This window comes from Ruegeria sp. AD2(2025), assembly GCF_056542385.1.
On record NZ_JBQFZS010000023.1, the window covers coordinates 1 to 8935 of the forward strand.

10 protein-coding genes are annotated in these 8935 nt (G+C 52.3%); 1 reads left to right on the top strand and 9 read right to left on the bottom strand.

Features of this window, described 5'->3' with window-relative positions; all coding sequences use genetic code 11:
- Window positions 1-523: 523 nt before the first annotated feature.
- The 9 genes from ACR1XV_RS21200 to ACR1XV_RS21240 all read right to left on the bottom strand — a co-directional run bounded on the left by ACR1XV_RS21200 (window position 524) and on the right by ACR1XV_RS21240 (window position 7796).
- Window positions 524-1156, bottom strand: coding sequence for a tyrosine-type recombinase/integrase (locus ACR1XV_RS21200; RefSeq protein ID WP_480535010.1), 633 nt, complete (start codon window positions 1154-1156; stop codon window positions 524-526).
- A gap of 570 nt (window positions 1157-1726) precedes the next feature.
- A complete protein-coding gene (locus ACR1XV_RS21205; RefSeq protein ID WP_480534994.1) occupies window positions 1727-2299 on the bottom strand; it encodes a hypothetical protein in 573 nt (190 codons plus the stop codon).
- Window positions 2300-2378: 79 nt separating this feature from the next.
- Window positions 2379-2513: a hypothetical protein gene (locus ACR1XV_RS21210; protein WP_480534996.1), complete on the bottom strand. Its 135-nt coding sequence runs from the start codon at window positions 2511-2513 to the stop codon at window positions 2379-2381.
- A 164-nt stretch (window positions 2514-2677) separates the two neighbouring features.
- On the bottom strand, window positions 2678-3799 hold the full coding sequence (locus tag ACR1XV_RS21215) for an alanine/ornithine racemase family PLP-dependent enzyme (protein WP_480534998.1): 1122 nt from the start codon (window positions 3797-3799) through the stop codon (window positions 2678-2680).
- Window positions 3796-4995, bottom strand: coding sequence for an N-acetyltransferase DgcN family protein (locus ACR1XV_RS21220; protein WP_480535000.1), 1200 nt, complete (start codon window positions 4993-4995; stop codon window positions 3796-3798). The genes ACR1XV_RS21215 and ACR1XV_RS21220 overlap by 4 nt, the downstream gene beginning before the upstream one ends.
- Before the next feature lie 92 nt (window positions 4996-5087).
- On the bottom strand, window positions 5088-5942 hold the full coding sequence (locus ACR1XV_RS21225; protein ID WP_480535002.1) for a hypothetical protein: 855 nt from the start codon (window positions 5940-5942) through the stop codon (window positions 5088-5090).
- Entirely contained in the window at window positions 5932-6285 is a 354-nt protein-coding gene (locus tag ACR1XV_RS21230) for a hypothetical protein (protein WP_480535004.1), read from the bottom strand. Before ACR1XV_RS21230 ends, ACR1XV_RS21225 begins: the two co-directional genes overlap by 11 nt.
- A gap of 3 nt (window positions 6286-6288) precedes the next feature.
- Window positions 6289-6597: a hypothetical protein gene (locus tag ACR1XV_RS21235; protein WP_480535006.1), complete on the bottom strand. Its 309-nt coding sequence runs from the start codon at window positions 6595-6597 to the stop codon at window positions 6289-6291.
- Window positions 6598-7043: 446 nt separating this feature from the next.
- Window positions 7044-7796, bottom strand: a complete 753-nt coding sequence (locus ACR1XV_RS21240) for a Crp/Fnr family transcriptional regulator (protein WP_480535008.1) — start codon at window positions 7794-7796, stop codon at window positions 7044-7046.
- Window positions 7797-7931: 135 nt separating this feature from the next.
- Here ACR1XV_RS21240 and ACR1XV_RS21245 point away from each other — a divergent pair, with 135 nt between their 5' ends.
- Window positions 7932-8165, top strand: coding sequence for a hypothetical protein (locus ACR1XV_RS21245; RefSeq protein ID WP_010442296.1), 234 nt, complete (start codon window positions 7932-7934; stop codon window positions 8163-8165).
- The last annotated feature ends 770 nt before the right edge of the window (window positions 8166-8935 follow it).

An 8935-nucleotide genomic window follows, 5' to 3' on the forward strand; every position in this document is an offset into this window, starting at 1 on the left:
TTCACCAATACACTTTTGTGGTTCTTAGCCAGCATAGAGTCAAGGAAGTTTCCCTCGTCGCAATGGGAGCACCGCTACGGCTAGTAGTATTTGAAACTGCCGGTGACCAAGGTTCCTGGTGAACTACCGAAAGAAATTGTCTGGTATTAGTTTTTCGTTGTGTCGATTTGGGGCCAGGCTATCAGCGGGTGGCAGTTTAAGTCGGCGTTTCAGTTGCCGGGCCTGAGTGCGGCGAAAGAGGAGTATGTGATCAAGGCTTCCTCGTAACTAGGAATGACTGGCCGGACGACATTGGCTGTCAGGCGGGGATGTTCGCGCCGCTTCTGCACAAGTACCCGCGGCGCGATCAAATGGCCGCTCGGTCCCGTACCCTGTAAATTGCGCCTGTGCCGAGAAATCTGTGCTGCGAGCGCACGCAACAAGATTTTGACACTTCCGCTCAGGGCTCGCTACGTCCCCCCCTGCGTAAAAGAACTAGAACCGCTATGGATTGGCGACCGACAGCACCGATCGCCAAACTGTCTCAGATGTCTATGCGCTCTGCAATGCTTAGCGCGTCTTCCAATTCAACGCCCAAGTATCGCACGGTGCTATCGACTTTTGTGTGCCCGAGCAGAAGTTGGACCGCGCGGAGATTTCCTGTCTTGCGGTAGATCTCAGCTACTTTGGTTCGGCGAAGCGAATGCGTGCCATATCCGCTCGGTTCCAATCCGATTGCGGTCACCCAACCTCGAACCAGCCTGCCATACTGGCGCGTCGAGATGTGTGGTCGATCATGGAATCGGCTTGGAAACATGAACCGGCTAGCAAACATTTCCGGCGATTTTACCCATAACAATACAGTTTCTCGCGTGTTTTCCGTCAGTTCGAATTGAACAGATCGCTTAGTTTTGCTCTGGATCACCGAAACACGCTCACGGACGCGATCGTCTTTGACAAGATCGGTCACAGCGAGTTTGACCAGATCGCAGCCGCGTAGCTTGCTATCAATCGCGACGTTGAACATTGTGAGATCACGCAGATTTCCAGCAAGTTCGAGCCGTGCACGGATCGCCCAGACCTGTTTTGGGAGTAGCGGTCGTTTCTGACCGATGATCCGCCCCTTGTTCCAAGCTCTGGGTTTTGGGGTGACTGCAGGTAGTTGGACTCTTGGCATATTTTTCACTCCGATCCACCCTCCGCACCCAAGCAACAGCACCGCGCTGACCACCGAATAGTACAAGCGGCGTGAATGCCTGCTGTCCGATTATGAATACTGGCATGGTTTAAGTGTGTGCATTCGGCAGCTTGAGCCCGTATCGCCACACAGAAAAACGGTTCGAATCCAAACCGCGCATGCGCTTCGTCTTCAGCACCGATTACCGATCGGGTTCCAGGTTAAAAGGCCCGGGTCAGCGGGCTGGGTCAGCACCAATAAGATAAAATGAGATTTGATCAGAAAAGCTGGTAAGACCGTCGTCAGGTTATCAGCGACGCCGAGCTAGCCCGGGGCTTACCGATACGCCATTTCGCCACGCGTTCAACCCCTTGCAGCGTCGACAAATCCGCTCTCCAAACCCTTCGCTCCAGAATGGAGTTCTGCAACGAAGACATGGGCGTTCTTGCGGCACGTCATTGTGGGCGCGAGCCATGATCGTATCTGCTTCGTTGTCGGGGTCTTCCATCAGTTCTTAGCCTCGATTTCTGTTTTGGTTTATACAGCGGCTGGAAAAGAAAGTTTCGAGCCCTAAGCCTTGAGATTGAAGGAGCTGCCTGGTTCAGACTGTCCGATGGGACGGCCTGTAATCCGAGGGGTTTTATTAGGACGAACCGGCATTCCTTCGTTCTCAGCAGCTTGGACAGCGAAAGCATACCGAGAACCGCTTCCGCATCCTCGCGGTATGGTTCGTTGATCTGATGATCCGTCGTCTGCCTCAGAAATGAGCGACTCCGAGTAGAGGTGCCGAAGTTGAGTCTCAGACACACCATCTGCTTCCATGATCAATTGCACCATCGGATCGGCCAAAAGCTGGCCGAGCAAGAACTGCGACAACTGCTTTGAAGACAGTTTATCCTTTGCGCGGGCTCTCTCCAAATCAGTAAGAGAAACGGTCAAGGTACGCGCCAGACCGGGGTGAGATTTCCGTGGATGCAGACAGATTAACACCGATGCTTTCCAGGCTTCTGGGTCCGAATAATCTGGTGGTGCGGAAAGCTCAGTTTCTATGTCGTATTCGCCTGCCGGGAGTAATTCGTCGAAGCCAGGGAAAGAAAACGGCCTGGAAAAGACTGCGATTGTCTTGCTGATTATCTGGTTCATTTGGGTAGTTCTCCTTTGCTGATACTGCTCGCTCGGAGATGCAGACAAGAACAAGCCACCCACTCCCGGCAGGGTATTATCAGTTTTGAGGTTTAGGCTTTGATTTTTCGGGGACGACGTCAGGCGCTTCAGACGTAACTTCTTTTTTCGGTACGCTCGCATCGTTTTCCTTTAGCGCGGCAGCCGCTCTGGTCGTCAGGTCTTTGAAAGACATCATTTTGATCCTTTGATTGTCCGCAACACCCACGAGCCCAGATGGGGTGTGAAAAGTGAATGCGGCTACGTCCAATATAGGGATTGGGTGCCTCATTTACTACGTAGAGCCGTAGAATATGACGGATGGCTGAAGCAGAACCGAGGCGGCGGCACCTTGGCGCGCTACCTTCGATTCGAGTATGGGCGATCAGTGTTCGCTGCGTTGCAGTCAACCAAAGCGCTATCACCATGGAAGACCTTTGCTACATCGGGCGCAGCCATGCAGCGCGAGAGCGCACTATAGTTCAATTTCAGCTTCACCTCGCCACCAGGGCGAAGCAGACAATTGGTGTTTTCAACAACGATATGATCACTGGTGGCTCCGACGAACGTGACGCCAGCAGGGAATATTAGACCCGCCGCATCAGTGTCCTGGAGTCCGATCGCAAGGATCGACCGAGTATTCGAAGGACTGTCTAAAGTCACACACTGCATTGAAGGTATAGGATAATTCAATTGCAAGGGATTTGGATTTGATTTGGTCTTCGTTTCGATCACTTCCGCCCAAAGCGTGAAAACATCTGTGTAAAGCCCGTCGATCGCGTACCCCGAAACGGGATCGGTACCCAGCAGGATGGCCTCACCCAGACGCAGGTTGTTGATTTTTCCAGTCGCCCCCTTGCCAAGCGCCCATGGCAAACTGGCTGAGCCGCCGCCTGACACTGTTTCCAGAGCGGGTCCATTTGCAAGTTCGGTGCCGACGGCAAGCGACGAAAGCAATTCTATTGCTCCTGCAGAGGGTGCCACATGACCCAGACAGGCAAAATTTGCACCAATCCCCTTCAGAGAAATCCCTTCCATTCTAAGAATTTGAGACACAGTGCTTTCAATGTGTTCAGGCAAGATGCCTTCCCGCATATCCCCCATTTCCACCATCAGGATAATATTGTGAGTAATGTTCTTTCCCAGCGCACTCATGGCCAGGCTTGCGATAATGTCCATCTCAGTGTTGAAGCTGACATCGCAGTTATCAAGGACTTGCGCGACCTGGCTCAGCATGGGCGTTCGGATCAAGGATATAGAGCACGAGATTCCAGCATCGCGCATACGCATGATATTGCTGATCCGCGCGTCCGCCAGCCCTGTCGCGCCACCTTCAAGCATAGCATTCGCAATCTCAGGATGACCGCACACGGCTTTTGTCACACCTGTCACCGTAATGCCGCGGGGTCTAAGGTGGTCGACCAGGAACCGTGTGTTGTACCGAATTTTGTCCAGATCAACGTCGATACGCAGCTTGCTCATTCAATCGTCGTAGCACGTACGGGTTGCAAGCGCGGAAAGGCAGATAGAACCATATTCACCAAGTTTTTTGGAGGACGGTTCAATGCGTCAGTGACCGGGAGATACAATTTGCGGTTATAGTCTGTGATGGCCTTTGAAATCTCAATATCATTCATTCCTTCATGGTTGATCGTCATGCCAATTACCTCTGTGTTCGCAAAAGCCTCGATCAGGGTGATTTCATCGCAAGGGTCGGGCATAGTCATGTTGGGGAAATCACATCGACGTTTTCGTTTAGGCGCGTGTTGAAGAATAACTGCATGTGGTTGACTGCCTCGCAGAATGAAGGCTGATGTGCAAAAGGCCGGATGGCTTAGCGCGCCCTGGCCCTCGATCACTATGACATCGGGGCGCTCACCTTCAGATGCTGCAACAACAGCACGCTCAAGTTCGCCACAACAAAATTGCGGCGGCACCGAATCCATCGCAACGCCATACTTGGCGCCCTGCATCAAACCTGTCTGGCCGGTGCCAACTAAAACTGTTTTGATCCCATGCGTGTTAAGTGCGTTTGTCAGGATTGTCGCGGTTGTACGCTTTCCAATTGCACAATCGGTGCCGAACACCGCGATGCGGATCGCCTGGACGTCTCCAATACTGCCATCTAACAGGCGCAGGTCGGGATTTGGCCGCGGCTTGCGAATGTCGCGTATCGTGACATCGTGAATTTTGGCAAATCCGGCGAGCTCCTTGTCATCGCTAAGAAATTCATGCAGCCCACTGACGATGTTCATTCCGAGCGTTATCGCATCCACAACAACTTCGCGATCCTCAAGGGACATTCTGCCGCTGGCCGGCGCCATTCCGTAAATAAAAGTGTCGGGGATCGTAGCTTCATTAGCGACGGCGGCATCAAGATCATCGAAGATGGGAACCTGATTTGCGATATTATCAAGCACTTTGCCACTGTCACAACCGCCATACGTGCTGTCAATCACCGAAAGAACGCGATAGGCCTGTGAATGTCGAACGAGACCATTAGCCGTCTTGCCATCGATCTTTGCGAAGTTTCCTTCGCAATACACAATTGCAGTCGGTGTATCTGTCACGAGTGTCTTGCGGTGAAGCTCTGGAAAAACTGCTTGTTCAGGCGCCAGCTTTTGCGCATCGCTGGCAATGAACTGCTTGGCATCCGACGCAATGGGTACGGGTTTCATATCTGTTCCTTTTTAGAGTGTGAAACGCGCGTCCTTGGTAAGGACGGGCAAAAATTGTGAAGTTTGGGAAAGTGGGCTTTCTGTCTGAATTCTCACTGGTTCAGTACACACAGCCCTTCTGATCGATGATAGTTTTTGTGGCATTGCCACCCATTGCCGGATCGGTCGATATGGGCATTTGCCGGTAGCTCGATTGCATTGCAGCGATCACCGGACGCCTCGTAACCACGTTCGCATTTCCATCCAACTCCATGGATCGCGTCATCGTAGAAAGCATTTTCAGGCACAAACACGGCATCGCACCTTCCGTCGCGCTCAAAATATCCACGCTCGCACGTCCACGGACGCCCGCTGGTTGATGCGTTCAGAAAAGCATTTTCCGGAACTGCTACTGCCACGCATGCTTCTCCGTCGATTTCGTAGCCACGGTTGCAACGCCATGTAGATCCATAAGTGCTGTTCGTCAGATAAGCATTTTCCGGCACCACGATTTTTTGGCAGCTATCGTCTACTTTTGTGTACCCCCGCAGGCACCGCCACCTCTCACCTGATGGATCGAGATATCCACCCTCAGGCACAATCACTTCAGTGCATGAGGTGCCGCCAACTTCAACAAAGCCATGCATACATGCCCACCCTGAGCCATAGGTTCTGTTTGTAGGGTAGGCATTTCCCGGCACGACAATGGCCACGCATTCTTCGCCTTTCAACCGATAGGACAAATCGCATTCCCAACCGTCGCCATACTTTTTGGGATGCGCGTTATCCGGGATCGAATTTGTTTCGGCCGAGGCGGGACTTGATGAGATAAAGGAGCCCGTCAAGCAACTGAAAACGCCAACAAACAGCGCCGTCATAAAGTGAGAGTAAAACCAGTGCTGATTTTTTCGATTTGTCCTGGTGCAAACGGCGTTGTCCGAATGTTGAGTGATTGAGTTACGATCCATCCAGGTTCAGCCCCTCAATGCAGGCCTGTGCCAGATCTTTATTGGGGGTTTGGGATCCCGGTACCGTTGCCCAGCCTGCCTCCATGACGGCATCCTTCCGCTTGAAAGAAGAAGCCTCTTTGATTGTCGTTATTTTTTCGGCGCGTTGGGTGTCAGTTCTCGCCATGTCGACGCAGATCGGAACCAACGCAGCGATTACATTGTCGCGGGACATGGCGTTGGCCATCTTGTCCGCGTTACTGCCGGTCATCCATCCACCCCAAGAAAATCCAACGACGCCTACGAAAACCCCTCCGATCAGGGCGCCGTAGATTCCGGGTTTAAGCCATTCGGGCGTGTTCATAATCTATTCCTCCTGCGGGGAAAGCGCCGCATCGCTGTCATTGTTAGATGTGGCCAAGGTTTGGTCTTGCTTGAGCGCCAGTTCAAAATCTTCTGGGTCAATTGGGCGCATTTCCGTGCGGCCTGGCTTGCTGCCTTTGCCCTGAACTGTCAGGTAGGTTCCGGTTCTGCGATATGCTTCGAAACTCGGGCCCTGTAGTAGTTCTTCAACAACAACTACTTCATACTCGCCTGCAGGAAGTTCATCCGGGTAGCCGGACAAAGAGAACGGATTTGAAAACGTCACCAAAGAACTGGACGATCTCGTGCTCACCTTGGTCCTCCATATAGTTTGTTGGATCTTCCCCGCGCAGTCTGCCGCGGTACACGCTCGTAAGCGCTGCGGTAGTACTGGCGTTGTAATTTAGAATAATGTGCAAATGGCAGACGCGCGCTGATCGATGTTAGTCTGCGGCCAATGACCTGAGATTTTATTGGAATCTCAAATGCATTTGGTGCCCGAGGATCAGGTACTGCCAAAAATTGACTAACCTGCGTCAGTGCAACGATGTTTGGATTCCGGCAACGTGATGTGTGTTGGCGGGATATTTGCTGGCGTGTTCTTAACGAGTAATTGAGAAGCGCAGGAAATCCAGTACCGCAATCGGACTGTATTTATCTTGCGCTTCTTTTTCAGTGAAATCCAAAATCTGCCGAAGCGAATGGCGTCTCTAACCAGGCAACTATCATCAAAATCCCGGCATCGCCGAAGGGGTGAACCTATTGCTTCAACAGTGGCCCGGCCTGATCCAGATAAGTGGGGTCAAAACCGGCCAACGTCACCAGTCCGTCATAATCATCAAATGCCACTTGCCCGGATTGAAAAGTAACCAGCCCCTTCTCCCGCAGTTGCCGTAGGACACGATTAACATGTACGGCACTCAGTCCCAGTGCATCGGCAAGGTGGTATTGTGTCAGTGGGCAGGCGTATCCCGTCTTGCTTGCCATCCCGACCTGAGACAGCCTCACACCAAGTTCCAATAGAAAATGCGCCATGCGCTCACCCGCATCTCGCCGTCCTATGTTGACCAGGTGCTCAACCACCATCGCTTCATCTCGAGAGACCGCCCAAAGAACTGCTGTCGCCAGCCGGGGCGTTTGCGCAAATGCTTCCAGAAGATCATCCACTGCCACCTCAATGGCTTGGATTTCCATGATTGGTTCTATGCTGTGATCCGAGGTGTGCAGCAGAACGCTTCGCAAGCCCAGAAAGTCACCCGGTATTTGGAAATCGACTATCTGACGCGACCCGTCTGTCTGGGTTTTGTAGGAGCAAACCCAGCCCGAGGCCAGAATGTAGGCCGCCTGCTCTGATTGCCCTTGATGCACAAGGTCACGTCCGGCTTCAAAGGTTCTGCGACGCTTGTGCAGGCGTGCCAATACCGCAAGTTCAACCTCAGTCAGAGCGACGAAGTTTGAAAGCTTTCGGGTGAGTGGACTATTTTTGATAGTGCGCAAGTGTTCTTCCTTCATCGATGAGCAGCCCGCGAAACTATCCGACGCCAAGACTGCTTTCGATCAGTTAAGTATACAGCAATCTATGCCAGTATGGTGCAATTCATCGTGGCGCTTCCATGCTTGGACGCCTGTTAGAAAAGGACGTCTACCATGGCTGACCGGCAAGACCATTCAGGAATGGCCGCACTCTCAATTTGTGAAGCGCTTTTGCTTGCAATTAAAGATCGTGAGCTTCTGCCCGAACATGAAATTGTGGGAGTTCTGCATGACGCAGCTGCTGTCCACGAAACAGCGGTCGGCAATAACGATGAAAAGGACATGCACCAGGCCGCCGCTGTTCTGATAAACAAGATCATTGCTTCCGGCTATCGCGTTCGGCAGTAACGTTAATTTCCTGTCAGAAAAACAAGATTACGCTCGTCAAAAAAGCATAACAACAAATAGAAGCACTATTGGTGCTTCATTCCCGATCAATTCAAACACGAAGCAAGAACCAAAGATCCAATCTCTGCAATATCTCATCTTAATGAAAAATTCCACGACCGCGAATTACTCCCTCTTCCCCGCCACCTGCATGAGCCACAACGAGAATTTGCTTACTGGCTGAAGGCCCGCATGGCCTGTCCTGCTGCACTGCCTGCGACAACGCAAACGTTGGCTTTGTTCGGCGTCTAAGTTGCTGATCCTATGTGCCTCGAAACTACAGTTTGATAGTATCGCATCATCATAGCTTTGAATGACCGGTCTGGCGACAACAGCTGCAACGCAGCGATGAATGTGCTGCGACAGCAAATCAATGCTGCGTCAGCAATTGCCGCAATCGCACAAGTCCGGTTTGTCCGCAATTCCGTAGTCCAAACACCTTGCAGCTAAGGTCCCTAGTGAGCCCGACCTGTACCTTTGATTTTTGTGCTGCGCGCGCACGCAGCGGGAAAATCGCTGCAATTGCGAAGTTGCGGACGCCGCTGCGCGGCGGGCAAACCGGTCGTTGATGTTCGATGCGGCGAAGATGGACCGGCCAATAAACAGGTCGCGAACGAAGTCGCCTTTTGATTCTCCTCTAACAGTGTTCGGCTTCGTTGCGCGGCCGTGTCGTGACGAGGGTGCGTCCTTGACTCTTCACCGGCTAGGAACCACAAGTGTGCATTGGTAAG